Origin of the sequence: Lysinibacillus sp. NPDC056185, assembly GCF_047737915.1 — a bacterium.
Classification (GTDB): Bacteria; Bacillota; Bacilli; order Bacillales_A; family Planococcaceae; genus Lysinibacillus.
Genome location: NZ_JBLLLQ010000026.1, coordinates 1 through 23,110, shown reverse-complemented (window position 1 = coordinate 23,110; position 23,110 = coordinate 1). Strand labels below are relative to the sequence as shown.

Here is a 23,110-nt window from a genome sequence, read left to right as displayed (position 1 = left end):
GACTCTTTTTATACTTTGAATATTTATAACAGTACAAAAACTATAATTTCCAAGCACAGAAAAAACAAGTCTCTTCTTTAAAGAGACTTGCAGAATGGTAATGCCAGCTTTTTAAATAATCCTTGCTTTTATTAATCGTTAACCTTGATAAATAAGCACGTAGCTGTCCACGTTCTTCATAATCATGCTGTGAAAATTTGATAAAAACCTCCTGCACGATGTCCTCTGCCGCGTGTCTATTTTTCACATAAAAATAGGCGAGACGCAATAAATGCTCTGCATGTTCATCCATAATTTTTTCAAGTATGCCGTCCACCTCCCCCTCTTACACTATAAACGACTGCCATTCAACGACCGTTTCACCATTTTTTTAAAAATTTCAATTACCGTATTGACCTTGGAGCATACTCCAATGTTAGGATAAATTTAGGAGGTGCTCACATGCTTATCAAACAATTTGCAACTAAGTATAATTTATCTACTGATACCGTACGTTACTATGAAAAAGAAGGATTACTACACCCAACTAAACGGGACAATGGTTATCGAGTGTATGATGTCACTTGTGAACATACAATAAAATTTATTTTAGTATTAAGACAGCTCGGCTTTACCTTACAAGAAATCAAACAGCTTCTAACACTAGAGCAAAAGCCAACTTCAAATGCCTGCAATCAACAAACAGTACAGTTATTCTCAACAAAGATCGCCCACATTGAAAAGCAGTTATTTTTTTATCAGCAGGCTCTACAATCCTTACAGCTCACTCAAACATTAATGGCTGATGGAAAATACGCAGAAAATAAGTTGGTCATCGGCTCACTTATCGAGGATATGTATAATAAATTACAAGAAGGAAGTGGTCATCATGAAACTACGTAAAATTATCTCATTGGAATATTTAATAGCATTTTTAGTAAGTATATTTTTCTACAGGTATTTTGAATTTTCGTTCCTTTATTTTATATTGTTTTTATTACTACCGGATATAACGATGTTAGGCTACATAGTAAACACTAAAATTGGCGCGTTATTTTACAATATTGGCCATAGTTTAGTCGTGCCAGCCATTCTCTTGATTATAGGCTTTGCCACAGTATCGCCCCCGCTACTAATGGCCTCTATAATTTGGCTTGCTCATATATTTTTAGATCGTACGCTAGGCTATGGTTTAAAATATGATGATGCCTTTACTAAAACACATTTACAACAAATAGCTTAAGTTAGAAGTTGTGATTGTATCGATGGGTTGGATGGTTTTATCAGCGGTTTTTGTGGTTTTATCAGCGATGTTCATGGTTCTATCAGCGATTCTTGCGCTTTTATCAGCGATGGTCGTGGTTCTATCAGCGATTCTTGCTCTTTCATCAGCGATGTTCGTGGTTCTATCAGCGATTCTTGCTCTTTCATCAGCGATGTTCGTGGTTCTATCAGCGATTCTTGCTCTTTTATCAGCGATGTTCGTGGTTCTATCAGCGATTCTTGGACTTTTATCAGCGATGGTCGTGGTTCTATCAGCGATTCTTCCGCTTTTATCAGCGATGAGTGTTTTATCAGCAGTTCGGTTCACTTTATTAGCGATTATGTACACCCTTTCAAAAACCAATTTATCGGAGGGATACTATGGTATTGAATTTAGTACTTCGCTTTCTATTAGAAATTTGCGTGTTAATGGCTTTTGGATATTGGGGTATACAAACTGGGAAAGGCATGTTCTTCAAGCTTTTACTTGGCATTGGAGCACCGGCTTTGTTCGTAGTTAGTTGGAGTTTGTTCGGTTCACCCAAAGCAACATTTCCATTGAATGGGATTTCGCATTTTATGTTTGAATTTGTGATATTCTCTTTAGCCGTCATAGCTCTGTATGCTACAGGACGAAAACAATTAGCGATTATATTTGCCATACTAATTATCATTAATGAGATTTTATTGTCCGTATTTCATCAACGCTAAAAAATCCACGTTTTTAAAAGTGGATTTTTTAACTCTTTTGAAGATACTTGTATATCGTTGTAAGGTTACCTTTAATACCGTTTACTCCCTTCCATTTCCTATACTTTTTAGGTAAATCAAATTCAGAAATAAAATCTTCCAGTGGCAACTTTCGTTGAAGAGCCTCTTTTGCGCGTTGAATCATGAATGATAAATAGTCAATTAATGTATCGCATAAAGTCATATCAGCAACATTACCATGGCCAGGTACGATTATATTTATATCGATTTGTTTAGCTCGCTTTAATATAATCAAAAATTCTTCAGGATTATAGATTGGAACATGTAAATCTTCAGTCGCTAAATCACCCATAAAAGCTATTTTTTCGTTAGGCAGGTACATAAATGTGTCACTCGGTGAATGTCCTCCGCCTAAACAGTATAATTCCACAGTTCTTTCGGAACCGGTGATGGTTAATTTCTCTTCAAACAACAAGGATGGTAACACAATTTGTAATTGAGATAAATCAACCAACACCTTCGACATTTCTTGATATTGGTTTATTAAACTCGCTTTTATAATGGTGTCCTTTGTTGAGCCGATTTGATTTTCCAGTTGAAGGAGGTATTGATTCATGTCCTGCTTTTCCTTCTCATAATCTTCAATCTTATTTTTTTCTTTGCACAATTTCTCAGTTACATATGTAGAAATAATCGTTGTATCTGAAAATACTTGATTCCCAAAAACGTGATCTCCGTGATAGTGACTATTAATCAAATACTTTACTTTCTTACCCGTTAAACTTTCGGCTTGGCGCCTTAACTCTTCCCCCGCTGAAGGAGTACTTAGCGAATCAAAAACTAGAAGTCCGTCACCTAAATCAATTATTCCTGCATTACTCCAAGCACCTTGACCTGGTTTAGCAATAGCAGCAAACACACCGTCACATAAAGTATGCAAAGTAAAATATTTTGTTTCTACAATCTCCCGCTCCATTCATAGCTCCCCCTAAAAGTTTTTACATATTATAGCATTCATACTGGAAGATAAATCAATACAAAAAAAATCCACTCTTTTAAAGTGGATTTTTCTCATCATATTAAATAAGTCTCTTAATCTTCGTTTCATATAACGCAACAATTAGTAAGCCTCCAAGTATAGGGGTTAAAGAACTTAAACTGAAATAAAAACCTTCATCATTATATTGTCCTAAGAAATGAAATTGTAGCCATGAAACGCCATATGTTTCACCTATACCGTATAAAAAAACTGTGCTAAATAAAAACAATGCAAGACATTTGATAAATTCATTTCTTTTCATTACAATTCACCTCACTTAACGATGGTCATTTGTTTTGCATAGGCTACAAGGTCTTCGATAGTAAGCTTAGGTTTTGCAAGAAAAATGCTATATTGATAGCCGTTTTCCTGCCAGCTAATATAACGGAAGTTTTTCTCATCCATTACAGTACCTTTTTGACCTCGGATGTCCATTTCTTTTTGACCTTTAATAGGCTCTTCCTTCTTAGCATTGCTAGTTGCTTTAACAACTGTTACTGAAATATCTTGCTGACCATTCTTCGCATAGCTAAAGGTATATGCTGAATGATCTTCTATCCCTTTATCTAATGAAATATCCTCCAAAGTTAGTCCATTTACTTCTGGCACCATTAAAAATTCGCCAAGCTGTTCTTTCACTGTATCCAGTGTCACTGATTCAGGTTCAGGTACATTTATTTCTTCTACTGTTGCATCCTTTGGAATATCAAGTGTAAATTGTGCATCATCAATTTTTGCATTTTCATCCATTTTCGTATACTCTGATGTCATTTTACTTCCAGCACTATTCGTTATTGTTTTTAACGTTACCCATGTTTTTTTATCAACCCATACTTCTATATCACCTATTAAAGTATCATCTTTTTTAGCTTTCGCGACAACTTTATACGTATCTCTTCCAGCAATCTTCTCCTCTCCTGCAATTTTCACATCATGCGTATCCTTTACTGCGTTAAATAGTAATTCTAACTGGTCTCTTTGTGATGGGATTTCATCTAACCCACCGTTGCTAATATCTAATTTATGAACAGTGTTTTTAACAACATCATACATCATAATCTGTGAGCCATCGTTGACTGCGATGCTATGCTCACCATTTTCAGTTGTCGACTCAATACGTCGTTTACCATCTTTAATCCACTCTTTGACTTGAGCTTTTTCACCAGCCTCGCCTATATCCATTGTGTATTCACCGTAATACGTAAGTGGTTCTTTCGTTTCCTGTAATGCATGATCAATAATTTCCTGTGGTGAATATGATCCCTCTGTATTACAACCTACTAAGCTAAATGTTAGGGCAGCAACTAAACCTGCTGCACGTAATGATTTTTTCCAATTCATCATGAATTCTCTCCTTTAAATGATGGTAACCAGCAAAGTACAGCTGTCCCATAGTTTTCTTTTGATATAAGCTCTACTGTCCCACCGTGTTTTTCTATTATTTGTTTTGCTATATTTAATCCTAGTCCAGTGCCGCGCTCCCCAGCCTTAGTTCGTGCTGAATCTGCTTGGTACATGGGCTCGAATAGCTTCTCGATATCCTCTTTTTTTACACCTTGCCCGCTATTTTGTACAATGATATACATACCATTCTGCTTATTCAGTGCTGGCAATACAAAATCAAAGCTCTCTATAGGGCATTGTCCAGCATTCACGGCTGCTAAGCCTATCGTTGTACCTACTGCTCCATAGCGCCAAGCATTACTCATTAAATTGTCGATCACCCGTTGAAGCTGCTTCGGATGCACTGCATACATACCCTCTATGTCACAAGTAACTTCAAGCATAAATCCTTGATCTTTGCACAGCTGCTCGTAATCAGACAGTGCCATTTCAAAAAACTCTGCCCCATCAACTGCAACAAGTTCTAAATGATAGCTTGTCGATTGCAGTAAAGTGTACATTAGTAAATCCTCTAACATATGCTTCATCGTTTCAGACTTTGTTAAAATTATCTGTCGGTACTCGTCTTGCTGTTCTTCTGATAACGCCTTGCTTTGTAAAGATTCAGCATATGCTTGAATAGCTGTAAGAGGTGTTTTCAAATCATGGGAAATACTTGCAATCATTAGCTCCTTTTGCTGTTGTTCAGTTTTCAAGTGAGCACGCGCTGTTTCAATTTCGTCCTGCATGGCAAGAAAGGTTTGAGCAAGTTCCCCAATTTCATCTTTTCTTACCACTAAATTTGATTCCACATGCTCCCCCTTTGCAAAAGTACGCATTTGCCGCATCAGTTCATGTAACGGGCGATTTAATTTACGGTTAAGCAGCATCATTACTGCAAAATAAATAAGGAGAAATAAAAATATAGAGCTAGCTATTACAAGCCAAGAACGACTTTCTACACCTTTTACCCAATCCGTCCTAACTAATTGAATCTCATAAACCCCAAGCAATTCTCCATCTTGATAAACAGGTTCTTTATAAGTAAAAGCATTGTAATTTTGCTTTAGCTCATATAAACCTTTAAAAATTCTATCTTTAGTATCAAACACCTGTTTCAATGGATTTGAGGAATACAAAATCAAGTCTGATTTCGAGTAAAGAGTAATTGCAAGATGCTCATTCGTTAGTGCTTCAATATCCTTTATATCCGCATTTTTTTTATAATACATAGGATTTTCGAGAACAGATTTTACCTGATTGAGCTCTGTTAATTTTTCAAAATACTCACCAACGTTTTTATCTTGGTAATAGGCATTGATCCACACATAAAGGCTATAAGCACCTGTTATCGGTAAAACCATCACGATGAAGAAAGTGATGAGTAACCATGTTTTAATCTTCATAATAGTTCACCGATAAAGCGGTACCCCTTGCCCCATACTGTTTGTATATAATACGGTGATTTTACTGGGTCTTTTAGCTTTTCTCGTAGCGCCTTTATATGTACTGTGACTGTATGTGTTTCATCTACGCTCGCCTGTTGCCAAATATGCTGATAAAGCTCTTCTTTTGAAAAGGTTTGGCTTGGATTTTTCGCAAGTAGTTTTAACAAAGCAAATTCCTTCTGTGTTAAGGCAAGCTCTTGATCCTCAAGGCGCGCTGTTTCCTTTTGCCAATCAATTTTTAAGCCATGTTTAAAGGATGTAACATCTTCTGCTATTTCTTTTTTCGCAAAACGTTTCCAGCGACGTAAGTGTGAGGCTACACGTGCCTTTAACTCCTCTAAGCTAAACGGTTTTGCTATATAATCGTCAGCGCCCTGCAAGCCCTCAACCTTATCTTCCTCTTCCTTACGCGCGCTCATCATTATAATAGGTACATCACTTTCCCAACGGATATTTTGACAAACAGTAAGACCATCCATCTCAGGTAACATCCAATCGACTAACACTAAATCGAACGTATCAGCTTGAAAATCAGCTAGCCCTTCAAGTCCTGTTGTTGCCCAAGTAATTTGGTAACCTTCTTGCTCAAGCGTATCCTTCACAATACGTCCAATCGCCGTATCATCCTCAATCAGTAATAGCTTTTCTTTCATCTGTTTTCCTCCTGTACTAACCTTACTATGTAAAAAGACAATTTTTCTGAACTTTATACTTTCTTTATAATTACCATAGATTTGGTTATCCGTCCGATTTTTTCAATCAGAAAAGAATGCACGCTCGTTGTGCATTCTTAGATTATATAAAAATAATGTGACCGGCAAGTAACCTCTTACTACCATTTAATAAAAAGACGATCATCTATTTACAATGATTGCCGAAATGTCTCAGGTGTCAAACCTTTGTAACGTTTAAATAAGCGAATAAAATGACCTGTATGAAACACGCCTACCCTCTCTCCAATCTGTTGTACTGAAAGGGCTGTCTCCTGCAATAATGATTCAGCAGCTATCATCCTACGCAAGATTAAATAGGCATTTGGTGTCATACCATAATATTGCTTAAATTGACGAATCAACGTAAAACGGCTTATAGCAAATTGTTGTTCCAATTGGTAAAGAGATAAATGTTCAGCATACTGTGTTGTCAATAAAGCATGTACCTCCTGTAGGTAATCTGGAACCTTAGCTTTCGGCTCACCTTGCTGTAAATATAATTCTAATATCTGTGTCATCCATTCTGTCAAAACTTTATGAGTACGTATTTCTCGAAGCTGTGCACACATTCTCGACTCTTTTCTTATCATTAGTATATTTTGAAAGGCACCCTTAAATAGTTCTAGTTGTAGCGAAATCAACGGACTCTTTGTAAACTGTCGAAACAAGCTATAATAGCCTCTCATAGATTGCCCTTGTACATGAATCCATTGAAAATCCCACACCCTATTAATTGAACACCAATATTTATGATATTGATAACAGTCAATCCAAAATACATCGCCTGCCTCCAGTGTGTATAGCTCATCTTCATATAATAAATGGCCTTGCCCTTTAATTGTCCATAAAATTAAAAAAGAATCATGCTCCTGTCTTTCAGTAAAATAGGGTCTAAACGTAGAAAAATCACCCATTTCCTGTACGTAAAGTAAGTTTGCTATTGCAAAGGTACTAACATCATTTTGAAGATAAAGAGACGATACTTTCCATGTACGATTATAATTCTCATATTTCATCCCTTTCTCCTCCTAAAGAAAACACTGTCTAGCATGTCGAAAACTTCGACCGTCAGACAGTGTTAGTAATGGATTAGTAGACATCCTTCCACTCAGCTATATTTTTCGCATCAAACTTAAATGGATCACCAAGCATTACTTGTGTGCCTTCTCCATCTTTAACTACTTCAAATGAACCCAATTTTCCTAACTCAAATGTTTCTCCAACCTCACCCTTTTTATCATTCACTAAGTCAGCTGCTGCATATCCAGCTGCATAGCCAACATCAATAGGGTTCCACAGATACATCCAAGGAGATACACCATTTTCAATGTAACTAGCCATTTCACTAGGTAACCCTAGTCCTGTCAAAGCTACTTTTCCTCCTAAATTTTTGTCAGTTAATACTTTTCCAGCTGCTGCAATCCCAACTGTTGTTGGTGCAATAATCGCCTTCAAGTTAGGATATGATTTTAATAGTGCCTCTGTTTCAGATACACTTTTATCACGTAAATCATCACCATATGCAACTTTAACAAGTTTAATATTTGCATATTTAGGATCTTCTAATTCCTTTTTCATCCACTCTATCCATAGATTTTGGTTAGATGCTTGCGATGTTGCGCTTAAAATAGCAATCTCACCTTCACCATTAATCATTTCTGATACCGCTTCTATTTGAATACGACCAATGCGCTCAGGGTTAGCTTGGTTAACATGAAGCATACGACTATTAGCATTTATTGCAGAATCTACAGATAGCACCTTAATTCCCTTATTCATCGCCTTTTTTAGCACAGGTTCTAATGCATCGAAATCATTTGCTGCTACAGCAATGGCAGTTACATTTTGCGTTATTAGCTGCTCAATAATTTGAATTTGCCCTTCAGCAGTTGGTTGCTCCGGAGAACGTAAAATCACCTCTCCACCAATTTCATTAATTGCCTTCTCGAAGCCCTCTTGCATCTTTTCACCATAAGGATTGCCAGTGTTTTTAAAAACAAAAGCATACTTATTATTCCCCTTATCACCTGATGTTTTGTCTTCCTTAGATGAGGAATCTGAGTTGCATGCAGATAATACAAATAAAACGAGTGTCATCATTAACACAAAGCTCCAAAACTTTTTCATACCATAACCCCCTAAGTAAATTTTTTATTTAAATTAGGTATATACAAAACAAATGACTCTTCCAATTTTGGTATTTACAGCATTCTAACGGTCGATCGTCATGACCAAAACGATATTTATTATTGCTTTTATATACACCCAACGTAAATCGACTCATGCTTTTTTAGTGAAGAAAGGTGGTAGTTTAAATTTAGGCACTGATACAGATAGCAATAACAGCAACCCTATTACAATGAGCAATGTTTGTGCAGATACATTCATTAACCCTAAGCCATACTGTAAATATCCGATAATAAAAATCGCAATAATTGTTCCTATCATTCGACCTTTACCACCTGCAGTGCTTATTCCACCTAAAGCAACCATTGCAATAATATCTAACTCATAGCCTGTTGCAATATTAGGCCGTGTACTTCCCATACGTGATGCTAAGAAAATAGCTGTAATAGCTGCCATCAGTCCTGCCAGCATAAAAATAATCACGCGAATTTTATCTACACTTATACCCGAGAATCGACTTGCTGTTGGATTACTACCCATTGCATATACACGACGTCCAAATGTTGTTTTGTGTAAAAGTAACGTAAAAGAAATAGCTACAATGACAAATACGATTAAGATAAACGGTATCGGTCCCACATAACCCCATCCCAAAAAACTAAACCACTCTGGGAATGCACCAGAGGATTGATCCTCTAAAATGATATAGGCAATTCCTCTAAATAAAATCATTGTTCCTAATGTCACAATAACTGCAGAAAGCTCTTTAAATTTAACGATTAACAATCCATTGATAAGACCACATAACGCTCCCACGATCAAGCATAAAATGATGGCGAACTCCATAGATACTCCTGCGTTGTATACAGTCGCCATAACAACAGAGGCTAAAGCTACAATGGATCCTACGGAAATATCTATATCTCTTAAAATCATTATTAGTGCCATCGGAAACACAATAAATGCTTTATCTAAAAACACCATCGTTGCATCTAATAAGCTAGTAGCGTTAAGAAAATACGGTGAGAGCACTGTATTGACAACAAAAACAAGCAACAATATTATCATTAATAGCCATTCCCATTGAAAGAAGAAATTTTTCCATGAAAATGTTTTTTCATGTAGTAAATTACGTGGAAGATGCTTTGTTTCTACAAGTATTTTTTCACTCACTAAATCTTCCTCCTTAACAAGTTATTACGATCTACACTACGTTTCACAAGTGTATTTAATATGACTGCAAATAAAATAATGATGCCTTGAATACCTGTTTGCCAAAATGGAGATACATTCAGTAATGGCAGTGCATTTTGCAAAATCCCTAACAGCAAAGCACCTAGTATCACACCTGAAATTTTTCCAGCTCCACCAGCAATACTGACACCACCTAAAATACAGGCAGCAATAACCGTCAATTCATAGCCCGAACCAGTATCTCCTTGAGCGGATGCAAATTTGGCTACCCATAATACACCAGCTAGCCCAGAGAGCCCACCCATTATGGCATACACTAAAATTAGTATTTTCTTGTCAGGAATACCACTAACAACAGCTGATTCCGGATTGCTCCCAACTGCATAAATTTGGCGTCCTGTAATGGTGTGATTGATAAAAAAGTAAAAAATAATATAAATAGCAATTGCAATGATCACTAAATGATTAACACCGAATAATTTACCTGTTGCTATCGCTAAAAAACTTTCAGACATTTGATATGAGCTAACCCATTCACCATTGCTCACTCGATAAGTAAGACCACGGAAAATATTCATCAATGCTAATGTTGCAATGATAGGTAGAATGCCAAGCTTGGCAATGAGTGTCCCATTGATTACACCGCATAGAATACCTAACCCTATCCCAAGCAACAGTACTAGGACAGGATGTAAATGATAGTTACTGACAAACTGGGCACTAATCATTCCCGTCAAGCCAATAATGGCCCCAATCGATAGATCAATTCCTCGTGTAATTAATACAAGCATCATCCCCACTGCTAGAATGCTTAAAATTGCTGCGTTTGTCATTAAATCATTAATATTTTCTAAAGTGAGAAAGCTACTATTTCTCCATTGAATAAAAATACATAGTACAACAATGAAGCCAATTAACCCCAGTTCTCTAAATTTATAGATATTTGTCAACCAACGATTCTCTGCTAGCGCATCCACTGAATTTGTCGTTTGCTGTAATGTCTCCATACTTTCACACCCCACTTATACAGTTACTTCTGTTCCCGTTACTTCTGTTCCCATCGCCGCCTCTAATATTTTCTCCTGCGTGGCCTCATTTCGATGTAATGTTCGTGTTATACGTCCCTCTTTCATAACAATAATCCGGTCACTTAAACCTAGAATCTCAGGCATTTCTGATGAAACAAGTATTACGCCATATCCCTGTGCCGAAAGTTCATTTACAATTTCATATATGGCGGATTTCGCCCCTACATCTACTCCTTTTGTCGGCTCATCTAAAATGATAATGTCTACATCACTCGTAAGTAGCTTAGCAACTGCCACTTTCTGTTGATTTCCACCCGATAAAGAGCTGACTAAATCAAAAATAGAGTTTGCTTTTACATTTACTTTCTCTGCTAATTCTTTAGCAACTTGCGCTTCTTTTGCTGTACGCAGCCACCCATTTGTCGCATACTGACGCAAAGCTGGAAGAGTAATATTTTGACCAATCTCCCACGATAAAATTAATCCTTGGAGTTGACGATCTTCAGGCAAGTAACCAATTCCTAGTTTCATTGCATCCTTTGGCTTTTTAATAACAACCTTTTGTCCCTTAACAAAAATGTCTCCCTTATCCGCTAGTGCGATACCAAAAAGTGCTTGGCATACCTCTGTACGTCCTGCCCCCACTAATCCTGTTAACCCTACGATTTCTCCACGATGTACTTCAAAAGAAATATCTGCAAAGCAGCCAACTTTCCCCAAATTCCTTACTTCTACGATTTTTTCACCAATTTGATTATGCTTATTTGGAAACACCTGCGAAATTTCACGTCCAACCATTTGCACAATTAAATCTTCATTTGAAATTTCATGCACTCCCCAGCTTCCCATATATTTAGAATCACGCAGTACAGTGACCTGTGTGGCAAGCCTGTACATATCCTCAAAACGATGAGAGATAAATATAATAGAAGCTCCTTGATCTCGTAATGTTTCTGCAATACGGTAAAGCTCTTCACTTTCACGCGCAGTTAAGGCTGCTGTCGGTTCATCCATAATAATAATATTGGCATTTGTAGAAATGGCCTTCGCAATTTCTACAATTTGTTGCTGTGCTACGCTTAATGCACTCATCTCTGTTTTAGGATCAATGGATGACCCCAGTTGAACTAAAATCTTTTTCGCCTCATCGTGCATTTTTTTCCATAGCAATCGTTTCGTATGAGGACTAACTATTTCATGCCCCATAAATATATTTTCGGTGACTGTCAAATCTGGATAGTTGGTAACATGCTGGTAAATCGCTGCTATTCCTTTAGCTTGAGCCTCCTTTGGGTTATTAAATTGCACACTCTCTCCATGCAAAATAATTTCTCCCTTATTAGGGGCATATACACCTGTAATAATTTTAATGAATGTTGATTTTCCTGCGCCGTTCTCTCCCATTAATGCATGAATCTCACCCTTTTTTAATTTTAAATTCACATTATCTAGTGCTGTTACTCCGGGAAATTGTTTGGTTACACCCCGTAACTCTAAAACATATTCCGTCATCTAAACCGCCCTCCTTTGTTTTGTCCAAGGTACAAAGTAAAGAAAAAACAACATAAAAATACACTTGAGTTTTTTTGTTATTATTTTATTTCTTATCATAAAGCAAATATATAGCGTTTACAATGCCGTATTTTTAATTTTCAAAAAATTATTTCTATTTTTCAGAAAAAATGTTACTATAAACAAAGAAAAACAAAGAAATTAAAAGGTGGAGATATATGATGCCAATCAATACATGGAATAATGACAGAGCTAAAACATTCACATCGACACTAGAGGAGCTTGCCTATCGATCCAATCTACTCGGTTTGGATCGGACAGTTTGTAACTGGGGAGGTGGCAACACTTCAGCCAAATCTGTAGAAAAAAATTTTAAAGGTGAAAATGTCGAAGTACTTTGGGTGAAGGGTAGCGGCTCTGACTTAGCCACTATTCAACCCCAACAATTTACCGGGCTTGACTTAACAAGCATCCTACCATTACTAGAGCGCGAGGACATGACTGATGAAGAAATGGTCGATTATCTCGGGCATTGTATGATAGATACACGTCATCCACGTGCTTCTATCGAAACATTATTGCATGCATTTTTACCATATAAACATGTTGATCACACACATCCAGATGCGATTATCAGTCTCTGCTGTGCACATAATGGACAAGAAATAGCAAAGGAAATATTCGGGGATAAATTTGTATGGGTTCCATATATTCGCCCTGGCTTCAAATTATCAAAAATGATTGCTCAAGCGGTCAAAAACAATCCAAATGCAGAACTTGTTTTAATGGAAAAACACGGATTAGTTACATGGGGAGACACAGCTGAAGAAAGCTACGATAAAACGATCCAAATTATTGCACAAGCCGAACGCTTCATTGCTAATAAAATCGATGAAGCCACTATCTTCGGTGGTCAGAAATTTGAGGTATTTGATGAGGAACAGCGCACAAACATTTTACACAAAATTTTACCTGTCATTCGAGGAGCTGTAAGTGATCAAAAAAAGATGCTGTTAAAAGTGGATACCTCTCAGCGTGTTCTGCAATTTGTTAACAGCCAACACGCTGAGAGACTTTCCCAAATAGGCGCAGCATGCCCCGATCATTTAGTGCACACTAAGAGAACACCGCTCTTTGTAGAATGGCATCCTCAAAAAGATGACGTAGAGACATTAAAATGTATGTTAAAAGAGTCTATTAACAATTATAAAGAAGATTATAAGGACTACTTTGAACGTCATAAAAATGACCATGATGTTATGTTTGAGGCTGCCCCACGTGTGATCCTCATTCCCGGTATCGGTATGATAAATAGCGGGAAAAACATGTTGATGGCAGATGTAAGTGGCCAACTATATAATCGGGCAATTGCCGTTATGAGAGGTGCTGAAGCCCTCGGTCAATTTGTATCACTAAATGAGGAAGAATCCTACCAAATTGAGTACTGGCCACTTGAATTATATAAATTATCATTAGCGCCAAAAGAAGCAGAATTTTCCCGCCAAATTGCTTTCATTACAGGTGGTGCTGGTGGTATCGGAAGCTCGACTGCCAGAAAATTCGTAGCTGAAGGAGCTCACATTGTATTGGCCGATATTAATCTTGAAGGAGCTCAAAAGGTTGCCGATGCATTAAACAAGGAATATAAAGCGCCTGTTGCTCTTGCCGTGAAAATGGATGTGACGAAAGAAGAACAAGTTATCGAAGCCATCCAACAAACTATCTTGTCCTATGGTGGCCTTGATATTATCGTCAACAATGCAGGTTTAGCAACATCCGCTCCATTTTCTGAAACGACTTTGCAAGAATGGAACTTAAATATGGATGTACTTGGCACAGGTTATTTCCTAGTAGCACGCGAAGCCTTTAAATGCATGAGACTTCAAGAACTCGGGGGTAATATGGTATTTGTGGGATCTAAAAATTCACTTTATGCAGGAAAAAATGCAGCCGCTTATAGTGCTGTGAAGGCACTTGAAATTCATCTTGCCAAATGTATTGCTACCGAGGGAGGTGAATTCGGTATCCGCGTTAACTCCGTATTGCCAGATGCTGTACTACAAGGGTCCGCTATTTGGGACTCACGCTGGCGAGAAGAACGTGCTGCCGCCTATAATATCAATCCAGAGGAATTAGAAGAACATTATCGTCAACGTACAACCTTATTGGTGAATATATTTCCTGACGATATCGCAGATGCTATTCTATTTTTTGCATCCTCTAAATCTAGCAAAACAACAGGTTGCATGCTAACGGTAGATGGAGGCGTACCAGCAGCATTTACACGCTAATGTTACTAAGCCTGTAGCTATTTATAGAATCGACCAAATAACAAATTCAAATAACGTTATTTGGTTTTCCTTAATACTGATGTACATTCTTTTCAAGGGGTGAAAAACATTGCATCATATTGCTGTTGACATCGGAGCGTCTAGTGGTCGTCTTGTACATGCCCAACTATTAGATGGACATATTCAGCTAAAAGAGCTTCATCGATTTAAAAATGAATTCCACCACGTAAATAATCACTTCTGCTGGGATGTGCATTATTTAATGGATGAAATTTTAAAAGGCTTAGCGATTGCCAAACAGCACGGTATCGTTAGCTGCACACTCGGAATCGATACATGGGCAATTGATTATGCATTGATTGCCCAAAATGGTGAGCTCCTACAACCTGTGATTGCCTATCGTGACCATCGTACTGACCATACGATGTCCTCTGTGCTTCAGCAGATGGATGGTCCGACGATTTATCAAAAAACAGGTATTCAATTTTTGCCGTTCAATACACTATTTCAGCTATATGAGGAAAATAAGGATATCCTTGCCCAAACAGCATCTATCCTACTCGTACCGGATTATATAAATTATCGGCTAACAGGACGTATAACAGCCGAAATTACTAATGCTTCAACAACACAATTACTCAATATCGCAACACGTGAGTATGATGAAGAGCTCTTACAAATACTTGGGTTATCACGCACACATTTTCCTCCATTGATTGAGCCAGGAACAGTCATTGGGCCCCTAAGTATGGATGCTTTTCCGACATATGATTTGCCTACATGTACTGTCATTGCAGTCGCATCCCACGATACCGCTTCTGCTGTATTAGGAACGCCCGCAAGTACGGACAACTGGGCCTACTTAAGCTCCGGGACATGGTCATTAATCGGTATAGAAACAAAGCAACCTATTGTGACAACACAAACTTTAGAAGAAAATTACACGAATGAGTACGGCGCGGCACACACTTATCGCTTTTTAAAAAATGTAATGGGACTTTGGATTATACAAGAAGTGCAGCGACTACTTCCGACAGCCTATACATTTGAAGAACTTGTAGAGAAAGCGAAAAAAGTCCCCCCACTTCAACAATATATTAATTTGAATGATAGTCGTTTTATCAATCCAGACAATATGATTGAGGAATTGCAAGCCTATTGTCTGGAAACAAAACAACATATCCCTAACACAGAAGGCGAGCTAGCTGCGGCAGTTTACTATAATTTAGCTATCATCATAGCGCATCATCTTGAGCAAATCGTAGAAATAGTCGGACATTCCATTGATGTGCTACATATTGTCGGCGGTGGTGCTCATAATGATTTTTTAAATCAATGCATCGCTACCTTTAGTCAAAAAACAGTGGTAACAGGTCCAACTGAAGCCACTGCTATCGGAAACTTATTAGTACAATTAATTCATGTAGGTACTGTTGAATCTATTGAAGCGGGACGCGCACTTGTGAGACGTTCTTTTCCACACAAAGTATTCACCCCTCTTCCATGTAATCAACAACAACTGTTTTCGGCATTTTTACATGCGACAACCTTTATTGAAAGTGAGGGATAATGATGTTTCGAAATGCATTCGTAATGACTGTTTACCCACAATACTATGAGGAATATGAAAAACGCCATGCTGAATTATGGCCTGCAATGGAAGAGGCAATCAAAGCTCATGGGGCACATTCTTATTCTATTTTCTTACATCCTGCAACAGGACAATTATTTGCCTATCTTGAAATTAACGATGAGCAACTATGGGATGCATTAGCAAGTACAGAAATTTGTCGTCAATGGTGGGCTTATATGGCACCTCTAATGGAAACTCATGCTAATAATCAACCTGTATCAATAGATCTTAAACAAGTATTTCATCTTTCACGATAAGGAGGATATCTATGACAATACAACAACGTTTTCAACAAGCGAAGGCATACTATGAGCATTGGAATATAGATGTAGAAGGAGCACTTCAAACTCTCAAAAGTATCCCTATTTCCATTCATTGCTGGCAAGGAGATGATGTTGGCGGCTTTGAGACCAAACGGCAAACACTTTCTGGTGGCATTGATGTAACAGGAAACTATCCTGGCAAGGCACGTAATGGGGACGAACTTCGTGCTGATCTTGAGCAAGCATTAGCACTGATTCCTGGTAAACATCGCATTAATTTGCATGCCATTTATGCAGAAACAGAAGGGCAAATAGTAGAAAGAAATGAGTTACAGCCTATTCATTTTACTAATTGGGTAGAATGGGCTAAAAAGCATCAACTTGGCTTAGATTTTAATCCAACATTATTTTCACATGAAAAAGCACAAGATGGTTTGACACTATCTCACCCCGATGAGAACATTCGTGCATTTTGGATTGAGCATTGTATCGCCTCTCGCAAAATTGGCGAATACTTTGGGAAAGCTTTAAACTCACCTTGTTTAACAAATATTTGGATTCCAGATGGCTATAAGGATACACCTAGTGATCGTCTAACACCACGTAAGCGCTTAAAAGAATCATTAGATATTATCTTTGCTGAAGATATTGATATTCGCTACAATCTTGATGCTATAGAGAGTAAATTATTCGGTATCGGTTCAGAATCCTTTGTAGTAGGGTCACATGAGTTTTATTTGAGCTATGCACAACAAAATAATAAACTATGTTTACTAGATACTGGCCATTTTCATCCAACTGAGATGGTGTCCAATAAGCTATCCACACTACTGCTCTTTCACGAAAAGGTAGCATTACATGTATCTCGTCCTGTTCGTTGGGATAGTGATCATGTCGTGACCTTTGATGATGAATTACGGGAAATTGCCATGGAAATAGTGCGTAATGATGCTATTCATCGTGTTATTATCGGTCTTGATTTCTTTGACGCTAGCATTAATCGTATAGCTGCATGGGTTATCGGCACACGTAATATGATCAAAGCATTATTATATGCACTTTTACTACCAAACGATTATTTACGCCAACTACAGGAATCAGGAAATTTCACAGAACGCCTTGCTTTAATGGAAGAATTCAAAACATATCCATTTGGAGCCATTTGGGATTATTACTGTGAAACACAACAAGTACCAGTGCGTGAAAATTGGCTAAATAATGTCAAAACGTATGAAAAAGAGCTGCGTACTCATCGCAATTAAAGCAGTATCATTATGATGTATGCTAAAATGATAAAGGTTTATCTTACTGAAAGGAGTGTTTACCATGCTTGCAGCAGAAAGACGTAAAAAAATCTTTGAATTAATTTACGAACAGAACTTCGTTAAAGTTACCGATTTAAGTGAGTTATTTTCTGTCACTGAAGAAACTATTCGAAGAGATTTAGAAAAATTAGAACGCGAACATAAAATACAACGGCAACATGGTGGCGCTATTAAAATCCCTTCCGTCGATCAAGAAATCCATTTTACAGAGCGTGAAATTTTGAATGTGCATGAAAAACGGGCGATTGCCTATGAAGCTTTAAAATTCATCCAAACAGGTGATAAAATTATTTTAGATGCCAGTACAACAGCCCGGTGTCTAGCTCGATTTTTGCCTAATATCCCCTTAACAGTCATCACGAATTCTGTCCAGGTAGTTACAGAGCTCGTTGATAAAAATCAAATTGAGATTATCTCAACCGGCGGACGCTACACTGCTAAATCTCATTCCTTTGTCGGGCCGTTAGCAGAACGTTCACTAGCCAATTATCATGTGACAAAGACATTCATTTCATGTAAAGGTGTACATCTCAAGCATGGAGTTAGTGACTCAAGTGAACTACAGGCTCTATTAAAGGCACAAATGCTTGAACATTGTGATGAAGCAATTTTACTTGTAGACTCTAGTAAAATTAATACACATTCTTTTGCTCAAATCGCTCCACTAGACAAAATTCATACAATAATTTGCGATGAGAATATGGATCAGAATTTTAAACAACAGGCTACGGATCTCGGGATTCACATCCACACTGTTACACTTCCGCATAACAATATCGGATATTATAGAAGTTAAGAAAAACCAGGCAAAAACACCTGGTTTTTCTTACTTAAAAAATGCAGTATGGGATTTTCAACAACATTGCAACCTTTTGAAACTGTTTAGCATTATGACCAATAGATAATGCACAGTGATGTGTCGGGGCTTCATCAAACCAGCGTTCCATATATAAATCAGGACGCTGAGAAAATTTCACATGTGTTTGCGTATTTCCAATTTTCATAACTGGTAAATTTAAGGACTCCCCTTCACTTATAATAAACTTTAATTTTCCTTCAAACGTTTGTGTAATACCCAATGCCGTTACAGGTCCACTTTGTACCTTTGCTTCAACCGATATGCCGCTCCCCTGTTTACCATGATATAAACCCATTCCGCGTAAAACCGGTTGCTCTTGAGCAATTTGTAGATGAAATGGCCCGTCATGTCCTAGTAAAATTGTTTCATGTACATAATCAGTTGCAATAATTTCGCTGTAACTGCCACCAACATGCAATATGTCACAAATTTTCATAGCCAATGCCGTTTTTAAATCTCCTTCTCCTGCACAAGGAATGCCATTTGCTGTTAAGAGTGAATGTCCAAGAATAAATCCACTTTGCAGTTTTTCATATTCGTTGCCAGATGATCCATGATAATAATAAGTTAATGCATCAAGATGTTTTTCTTCTACCAATCTCTGCTGAGCTGCCGCTACTCGACATGCCCAATCTAATTGCTTTTTCGTCGGCTTTTTTGCTAATGGGTCGGCTGAAGAATCTTCACTAATCTTAAAGATGTTAAGCATTTGCTCATACTTAACCTTTATGTCACAGGGCTGAACTTGTTGAAGCTGTTCATCTAGATCACACATTTCTAGTGCTTCTATATGAATGCCTGTTTGTGCTTGGACCATTGTAAAATCACTATACATATCTAGCATTCCATTATAAGTATTACCTAAAAATCCAAAATTACTATTTTGCAATGTTTGTTTAACTCCAGCAGCTCTCACCCATTCAAAGATTTCCTGCCAAGCACGCTTGGCCTCCGGTCGATCAGCTGTAATCTCCTCACTAATCACCCAATTCAACTGCTCCCTTAACCCTAACAAACCACTTATCACTGTATAAGGAATAGTTGCTCGATTTAAAGCATTTGCAAATTCCGGCACTGGACAAGCTACACATTGTGCTAACCATTCCCCTGTTGTTGTACGATCATAAGAAATCTGAGTAGTTGGTTGTAGGCTTAGAATAACAATTTTTGCTTGGCAGCGTTGATGCACAGGTAATACGATTGAACTTGTTGCGTATGTCCCTGCATGTAAAAAGATAAGATCAACTTGATGCTGATTAAAATAAGCTCCAGCTTCTCTCCCTTTATCTACAGAATCAACTAGTCCAAAATTATATACATCTACCTCCCTCTCTAATTCATCACAAATAAAATGATTGTAAACCTCTAGTCGATCTTTTAATCCTTCAAATTGTGACCAATACGCTGCAAGCCCTACCGTATATAAGCCGATTCTTGGCTTTTGCTTTACATTTCCCACCATTTCATCCCCCTACCATAAAATGTACTGCCATTATAGCAATCTCTAAATAAAAATCATGGCACTATCTTGCCATAAAGTTGCATTATTTTGCTTATTTTCTCTTATTTTAAATTCTATATTAAGCTATCCGTCGTTTCACCTTTTCTATCCGTCGGTCTGTTCGGACTATCCGTCGCTTTGCCTTTTCTTTCCGTCGTTCTATCCGGTCTTTCCGTCGCCTTCTTTTCCATCCGTCGTTCTGCTCGGGCCTTTCGTCGCTTTGCTTCTTCTTTCCGTCGTTCTACTCTTCCATTCCGTCGCTTCGCCTTTTCTTTCCGTCGTTCTGACCTGTCTTTCCGTCGCCTTCTTTCCCATCCGTCGTTCTGCCCGAGCTTTCCGTCGCTTCGCCTTTACTTTCCGTCGTTCTACCTGGACTTTCCGTCGCCTTCTTTCCCATCCGTCATTCTGCTAGGGCCTTCCGTCGTTCTGCTCGAGCTTTCCGTACCCTCCTTTCTATCCAATTAATCAAACAAAAAAAGGAATGCACGCAATTTGTGCATTCCTCCCACTATGTTAGAAAAATAAACTTAATATGAAATAAATAGCTGCCGCCATGACTGCGGAAATTGGCATGGTGATTACCCATGTTGTCACGATTTTTCGTGCCATGCCCCATTTAACACCTCTTACACGGTGTGCTGTTCCTACGCCCATGATAGATGAAGAAATAACATGTGTTGTAGATACTGGTAAATGGATTAATGTCGCACCGAAGATGATGGATGCAGAAGCAAGGTCTGCTGCTACCCCGTTTACTGGACGGATTTTCATAATCTTGCCGCCGACTGTTTTGATGATTTTATAACCACCTACAGAAGTACCAAGACCCATCGCACAGGCTGCTGCAAAACGTACCCAGAAAGGAATATCGTCTGTATGATGCAAGCCTCCTGCAATTAAAGCGAGCGTAATAATCCCCATCGCCTTTTGTGCATCGTTTGTACCGTGTGTAAATGATTGTAAAGCGGCTGTACCAATTTGCATTGTCCGGAAGCCTTTATTCGTTCGATATAAATTCATATCCTTAAATAACACTTTAAATAAAGACATCATTAAGAAACCAGCTGCAAACGCAAGTAATGGTGAGAAAATAAGCGCCTGAAGAATTTTAATAAAGCCACTATAGTTCAAAACATTAAAGCCAGCTGCCGCAATGGCAGCACCAGCCACAGAACCGATCAATGTATGCGATGAACTAGACGGAATTCCAAAGTACCACGTTACTAAATTCCATGTGATCGCTGATAATAATGCCGCTAAAATAACGACAGAACCTGTAGTATCTCCATTAAAAGCATTTAAGCTGAATGGGTCAACAATATCCTTTGTTAATGCTTTTGCTACCCCAACGAATGTAATAGCTCCAATGAAGTTCATAATTGCAGCCATATATATTGCGGTACGTGGCTTTAATGCCCTTGTTGATACCGAAGTTGCGATCGCATTGGCCGTATCATGGAAGCCGTTAATAAAATCGAAAACAAGTGCAAATAAAACGACTAATATTGTTATCAGTAATATCGTATCCATTTCTTACACTCCATCTTACGCGTTACGCATAATTATTGTTTCAATTGTATTTGCTACAGTTTGACAGTAGTCTGCAATATCTTCAAATTGTTCGTAAATACTCTTGAAGACGATGATGCGCATCGGATCTTTTTCTTGAATAAATAATTGCTTCATAGACGAGCGGAAAATTTCATCACATTCACGCTCATAGTCCTTAATTTGAATAGCATGTTTACGCATTTCAACAAGCTTTTTACTATTTAATAGCTCCATTGCTTGGACCATTTCGTCTGTACTTTTCGCAATATATGTTAAGAATTGGCGCATCGGGTCTGTAACTTCTGTTAAATTGTACATATCAAAATGAGCAATACAGCCTTCCATTCCATCAATAACATCATCTAATTTATTGGCAAGTGATAAAATATCTTCACGCTCGATAGGTGTCATAAATGATTTATTTAGCATAACGATAAGCTCGTGAATCAATTTATCTCCACTTGTTTCATATCGCTTCATTGTGTCTGCGATTTCTTTTAGTGAATCTATATTTTCAATACGTGCGTTATGAGCGTAATAAATACCTTCTTTCACGTTTTTAGAAATGTTTAACAATGCCTTAAAAAATGGATCTTGCTTGTTTGAGTTGAACATCATGTTCCTCCTGTTGAATGAATATTGACGATTTCTGCAATCATCATAACAAAACTTTCACATAGTTCTACAGATTTTTAAAGATAAAATAGTTGAATTTACAAAAATGTAATATAAAATTCGCCACAATTATTTTTAGGTACTTTTCCAAGTTGAAAACGTTGGAAACTCGATAACAAAATTTATCGATTTTTCTTTAAATATTACCGTTTTTTCTTTCATTTTTATAAAAACACTTGAAAAAACAATTTTTTCTTCAATTTTTTCATCGTTTTCAATGTTAAGGAATTGTAAACGATATTTACATTCCTCCATTGTCATTTATTACAATTCGCAGTACTGTTATAAGAAAAGTGTATCTTACAAATAAGGATGTGAGTATCATACATATGGACATCGATTTACTTTCACTTGTAATCCTTTTAGTATTTGGCTTTATCGCATCCTTTTTAAATGCGATTGTCGGTGGTGGAGGATTAATTTCGTTACCCGCGCTTATGGCTGTTGGTTTACCCCCAAGTACAGCAATTGCCACAAACAAACTCGCCAATACAATTAGCAATGGGACTAGCATGTTAACTTTTTTACGAGCTGGCAAGGTTGATGTGAAAAAGAATAAGAAAATAATGCCTTTTATTTTTATTGGTTCATTCATTGGTGCATATACTGTGCATC

Annotated in this window: 25 protein-coding genes; 11 read left to right on the top strand and 14 right to left on the bottom strand. The window is 37.6% G+C overall.

Going from position 1 to position 23,110, the window contains the following annotated elements:
• Nucleotides 1–40 precede the first annotated feature (40 nt).
• Entirely contained in the window at nucleotides 41–316 is a 276-nt protein-coding gene (locus ACMZ42_RS20645; RefSeq protein WP_370083627.1) for a sigma factor, read from the bottom strand.
• A 125-nt stretch (nucleotides 317–441) separates the two neighbouring features.
• Between ACMZ42_RS20645 and ACMZ42_RS20640 the strand changes: the two genes are divergently transcribed.
• Genes ACMZ42_RS20640 through ACMZ42_RS20625 form a run of 4 tightly spaced genes read left to right on the top strand, consistent with a single transcriptional unit; the run spans nucleotide 442 to nucleotide 1,953 of the window.
• A complete protein-coding gene (locus tag ACMZ42_RS20640) occupies nucleotides 442–882 on the top strand; it encodes a MerR family transcriptional regulator (protein WP_415732618.1) in 441 nt (146 codons plus the stop codon).
• Nucleotides 869–1,222, top strand: a complete 354-nt coding sequence (locus tag ACMZ42_RS20635) for a DUF4260 domain-containing protein (protein WP_370083623.1) — start codon at nucleotides 869–871, stop codon at nucleotides 1,220–1,222. Before ACMZ42_RS20640 ends, ACMZ42_RS20635 begins: the two co-directional genes overlap by 14 nt.
• Nucleotides 1,223–1,244: 22 nt before the next feature.
• A complete protein-coding gene (locus tag ACMZ42_RS20630; RefSeq protein WP_415732654.1) occupies nucleotides 1,245–1,763 on the top strand; it encodes a hypothetical protein in 519 nt (172 codons plus the stop codon).
• Nucleotides 1,672–1,953, top strand: a complete 282-nt coding sequence (locus ACMZ42_RS20625; RefSeq protein WP_415732652.1) for a YrdB family protein — start codon at nucleotides 1,672–1,674, stop codon at nucleotides 1,951–1,953. The genes ACMZ42_RS20630 and ACMZ42_RS20625 overlap by 92 nt, the downstream gene beginning before the upstream one ends.
• Nucleotides 1,954–1,981: 28 nt before the next feature.
• On the opposite strand, the gene ACMZ42_RS20620 is transcribed toward ACMZ42_RS20625, so the two are convergent.
• The 10 genes from ACMZ42_RS20620 to ACMZ42_RS20575 form a co-directional block, all read right to left on the bottom strand.
• Nucleotides 1,982–2,929, bottom strand: a complete 948-nt coding sequence (locus ACMZ42_RS20620) for an MBL fold metallo-hydrolase (RefSeq protein ID WP_415732617.1) — start codon at nucleotides 2,927–2,929, stop codon at nucleotides 1,982–1,984.
• 103 nt (nucleotides 2,930–3,032) lie between these two features.
• The gene (locus tag ACMZ42_RS20615) at nucleotides 3,033–3,254 is read right to left on the bottom strand and encodes a hypothetical protein (RefSeq protein WP_415732616.1); all 222 of its coding nucleotides are present in this window, start codon (nucleotides 3,252–3,254) and stop codon (nucleotides 3,033–3,035) included.
• 11 nt (nucleotides 3,255–3,265) lie between these two features.
• On the bottom strand, nucleotides 3,266–4,336 hold the full coding sequence (locus ACMZ42_RS20610) for a LolA family protein (RefSeq protein WP_415732615.1): 1,071 nt from the start codon (nucleotides 4,334–4,336) through the stop codon (nucleotides 3,266–3,268).
• Nucleotides 4,333–5,781 carry an ATP-binding protein gene (locus tag ACMZ42_RS20605; RefSeq protein ID WP_415732614.1) on the bottom strand — a complete coding sequence of 483 codons (1,449 nt, stop codon included), beginning with the start codon at nucleotides 5,779–5,781 and terminating at the stop codon, nucleotides 4,333–4,335. Before ACMZ42_RS20605 ends, ACMZ42_RS20610 begins: the two co-directional genes overlap by 4 nt.
• A complete protein-coding gene (locus ACMZ42_RS20600; RefSeq protein ID WP_415732613.1) occupies nucleotides 5,778–6,476 on the bottom strand; it encodes a response regulator transcription factor in 699 nt (232 codons plus the stop codon). The genes ACMZ42_RS20605 and ACMZ42_RS20600 overlap by 4 nt, the downstream gene beginning before the upstream one ends.
• 209 nt (nucleotides 6,477–6,685) lie before the next feature.
• Nucleotides 6,686–7,552 carry an AraC family transcriptional regulator gene (locus ACMZ42_RS20595; RefSeq protein ID WP_415732612.1) on the bottom strand — a complete coding sequence of 289 codons (867 nt, stop codon included), beginning with the start codon at nucleotides 7,550–7,552 and terminating at the stop codon, nucleotides 6,686–6,688.
• Nucleotides 7,553–7,625: 73 nt separating this feature from the next.
• Entirely contained in the window at nucleotides 7,626–8,663 is a 1,038-nt protein-coding gene (gene rhaS / locus ACMZ42_RS20590; RefSeq protein ID WP_415732611.1) for a rhamnose ABC transporter substrate-binding protein, read from the bottom strand.
• A gap of 153 nt (nucleotides 8,664–8,816) precedes the next feature.
• Nucleotides 8,817–9,836 carry an ABC transporter permease gene (locus ACMZ42_RS20585; protein WP_415732610.1) on the bottom strand — a complete coding sequence of 340 codons (1,020 nt, stop codon included), beginning with the start codon at nucleotides 9,834–9,836 and terminating at the stop codon, nucleotides 8,817–8,819.
• Entirely contained in the window at nucleotides 9,836–10,864 is a 1,029-nt protein-coding gene (locus ACMZ42_RS20580) for an ABC transporter permease (protein ID WP_415732609.1), read from the bottom strand. The genes ACMZ42_RS20585 and ACMZ42_RS20580 overlap by 1 nt, the downstream gene beginning before the upstream one ends.
• A gap of 15 nt (nucleotides 10,865–10,879) precedes the next feature.
• The gene (locus ACMZ42_RS20575; protein ID WP_415732608.1) at nucleotides 10,880–12,397 is read right to left on the bottom strand and encodes a sugar ABC transporter ATP-binding protein; all 1,518 of its coding nucleotides are present in this window, start codon (nucleotides 12,395–12,397) and stop codon (nucleotides 10,880–10,882) included.
• A 221-nt stretch (nucleotides 12,398–12,618) separates the two neighbouring features.
• Between ACMZ42_RS20575 and ACMZ42_RS20570 the strand changes: the two genes are divergently transcribed.
• From ACMZ42_RS20570 to ACMZ42_RS20550, 5 genes are all read left to right on the top strand, one after another.
• Complete coding sequence (locus tag ACMZ42_RS20570) at nucleotides 12,619–14,688, top strand: bifunctional aldolase/short-chain dehydrogenase (protein WP_415732651.1); 2,070 nt, start codon at nucleotides 12,619–12,621, stop codon at nucleotides 14,686–14,688.
• Nucleotides 14,689–14,797: 109 nt separating this feature from the next.
• Complete coding sequence (rhaB, locus tag ACMZ42_RS20565) at nucleotides 14,798–16,258, top strand: rhamnulokinase (protein WP_415732607.1); 1,461 nt, start codon at nucleotides 14,798–14,800, stop codon at nucleotides 16,256–16,258.
• 2 nt (nucleotides 16,259–16,260) lie between these two features.
• A complete protein-coding gene (gene rhaM / locus ACMZ42_RS20560) occupies nucleotides 16,261–16,578 on the top strand; it encodes an L-rhamnose mutarotase (RefSeq protein ID WP_415732606.1) in 318 nt (105 codons plus the stop codon).
• 11 nt (nucleotides 16,579–16,589) lie between these two features.
• Nucleotides 16,590–17,846, top strand: a complete 1,257-nt coding sequence (gene rhaA, locus ACMZ42_RS20555; protein WP_415732605.1) for an L-rhamnose isomerase — start codon at nucleotides 16,590–16,592, stop codon at nucleotides 17,844–17,846.
• Nucleotides 17,847–17,910: 64 nt separating this feature from the next.
• On the top strand, nucleotides 17,911–18,705 hold the full coding sequence (locus ACMZ42_RS20550) for a DeoR/GlpR family DNA-binding transcription regulator (RefSeq protein WP_415732604.1): 795 nt from the start codon (nucleotides 17,911–17,913) through the stop codon (nucleotides 18,703–18,705).
• Nucleotides 18,706–18,739: 34 nt separating this feature from the next.
• Here the strand turns inward: ACMZ42_RS20550 and ACMZ42_RS20545 are convergent, their stop codons facing one another.
• Nucleotides 18,740–20,227 (bottom strand): hypothetical protein, encoded by a 1,488-nt coding sequence (locus tag ACMZ42_RS20545; RefSeq protein ID WP_415732603.1) that lies wholly within the window; start codon nucleotides 20,225–20,227, stop codon nucleotides 18,740–18,742.
• 90 nt (nucleotides 20,228–20,317) lie between these two features.
• Between ACMZ42_RS20545 and ACMZ42_RS20540 the strand changes: the two genes are divergently transcribed.
• Complete coding sequence (locus ACMZ42_RS20540; protein WP_415732602.1) at nucleotides 20,318–20,734, top strand: hypothetical protein; 417 nt, start codon at nucleotides 20,318–20,320, stop codon at nucleotides 20,732–20,734.
• Between the two features lie 48 nt (nucleotides 20,735–20,782).
• On the opposite strand, the gene ACMZ42_RS20535 is transcribed toward ACMZ42_RS20540, so the two are convergent.
• Together ACMZ42_RS20535 and ACMZ42_RS20530 are read right to left on the bottom strand one after the other, a co-directional pair.
• Nucleotides 20,783–21,799: an inorganic phosphate transporter gene (locus ACMZ42_RS20535; RefSeq protein ID WP_370082330.1), complete on the bottom strand. Its 1,017-nt coding sequence runs from the start codon at nucleotides 21,797–21,799 to the stop codon at nucleotides 20,783–20,785.
• Nucleotides 21,800–21,814: 15 nt separating this feature from the next.
• On the bottom strand, nucleotides 21,815–22,435 hold the full coding sequence (locus ACMZ42_RS20530; RefSeq protein ID WP_370082328.1) for a DUF47 domain-containing protein: 621 nt from the start codon (nucleotides 22,433–22,435) through the stop codon (nucleotides 21,815–21,817).
• A 389-nt stretch (nucleotides 22,436–22,824) separates the two neighbouring features.
• Between ACMZ42_RS20530 and ACMZ42_RS20525 the strand changes: the two genes are divergently transcribed.
• On the top strand, nucleotides 22,825–23,110 hold a 286-nt coding region (locus ACMZ42_RS20525), incomplete at its 3' end, for a TSUP family transporter (protein ID WP_415732601.1).

Excerpts from the sequence above, each read along its gene's own strand:
- ACMZ42_RS20640 (WP_415732618.1), top strand. The coding sequence starts at position 442 with ATGCTTATCAAACAATTTGCAACTAAGTATAATTTATCTACTGATACC.
- ACMZ42_RS20635 (WP_370083623.1), top strand. The coding sequence starts at position 869 with ATGAAACTACGTAAAATTATCTCATTGGAATATTTAATAGCATTTTTA.
- ACMZ42_RS20630 (WP_415732654.1), top strand. The coding sequence starts at position 1,245 with ATGGGTTGGATGGTTTTATCAGCGGTTTTTGTGGTTTTATCAGCGATG.
- ACMZ42_RS20625 (WP_415732652.1), top strand. The coding sequence starts at position 1,672 with ATGGCTTTTGGATATTGGGGTATACAAACTGGGAAAGGCATGTTCTTC.
- ACMZ42_RS20620 (WP_415732617.1), bottom strand. The coding sequence starts at position 2,929 with ATGGAGCGGGAGATTGTAGAAACAAAATATTTTACTTTGCATACTTTA.
- ACMZ42_RS20615 (WP_415732616.1), bottom strand. The coding sequence starts at position 3,254 with ATGAAAAGAAATGAATTTATCAAATGTCTTGCATTGTTTTTATTTAGC.
- ACMZ42_RS20610 (WP_415732615.1), bottom strand. The coding sequence starts at position 4,336 with ATGATGAATTGGAAAAAATCATTACGTGCAGCAGGTTTAGTTGCTGCC.
- ACMZ42_RS20605 (WP_415732614.1), bottom strand. The coding sequence starts at position 5,781 with ATGAAGATTAAAACATGGTTACTCATCACTTTCTTCATCGTGATGGTT.
- ACMZ42_RS20600 (WP_415732613.1), bottom strand. The coding sequence starts at position 6,476 with ATGAAAGAAAAGCTATTACTGATTGAGGATGATACGGCGATTGGACGT.
- ACMZ42_RS20595 (WP_415732612.1), bottom strand. The coding sequence starts at position 7,552 with ATGAAATATGAGAATTATAATCGTACATGGAAAGTATCGTCTCTTTAT.
- rhaS (WP_415732611.1), bottom strand. The coding sequence starts at position 8,663 with ATGAAAAAGTTTTGGAGCTTTGTGTTAATGATGACACTCGTTTTATTT.
- ACMZ42_RS20580 (WP_415732609.1), bottom strand. The coding sequence starts at position 10,864 with ATGGAGACATTACAGCAAACGACAAATTCAGTGGATGCGCTAGCAGAG.
- ACMZ42_RS20575 (WP_415732608.1), bottom strand. The coding sequence starts at position 12,397 with ATGACGGAATATGTTTTAGAGTTACGGGGTGTAACCAAACAATTTCCC.
- ACMZ42_RS20570 (WP_415732651.1), top strand. The coding sequence starts at position 12,619 with ATGCCAATCAATACATGGAATAATGACAGAGCTAAAACATTCACATCG.
- rhaM (WP_415732606.1), top strand. The coding sequence starts at position 16,261 with ATGTTTCGAAATGCATTCGTAATGACTGTTTACCCACAATACTATGAG.
- rhaA (WP_415732605.1), top strand. The coding sequence starts at position 16,590 with ATGACAATACAACAACGTTTTCAACAAGCGAAGGCATACTATGAGCAT.
- ACMZ42_RS20550 (WP_415732604.1), top strand. The coding sequence starts at position 17,911 with ATGCTTGCAGCAGAAAGACGTAAAAAAATCTTTGAATTAATTTACGAA.
- ACMZ42_RS20535 (WP_370082330.1), bottom strand. The coding sequence starts at position 21,799 with ATGGATACGATATTACTGATAACAATATTAGTCGTTTTATTTGCACTT.
- ACMZ42_RS20530 (WP_370082328.1), bottom strand. The coding sequence starts at position 22,435 with ATGTTCAACTCAAACAAGCAAGATCCATTTTTTAAGGCATTGTTAAAC.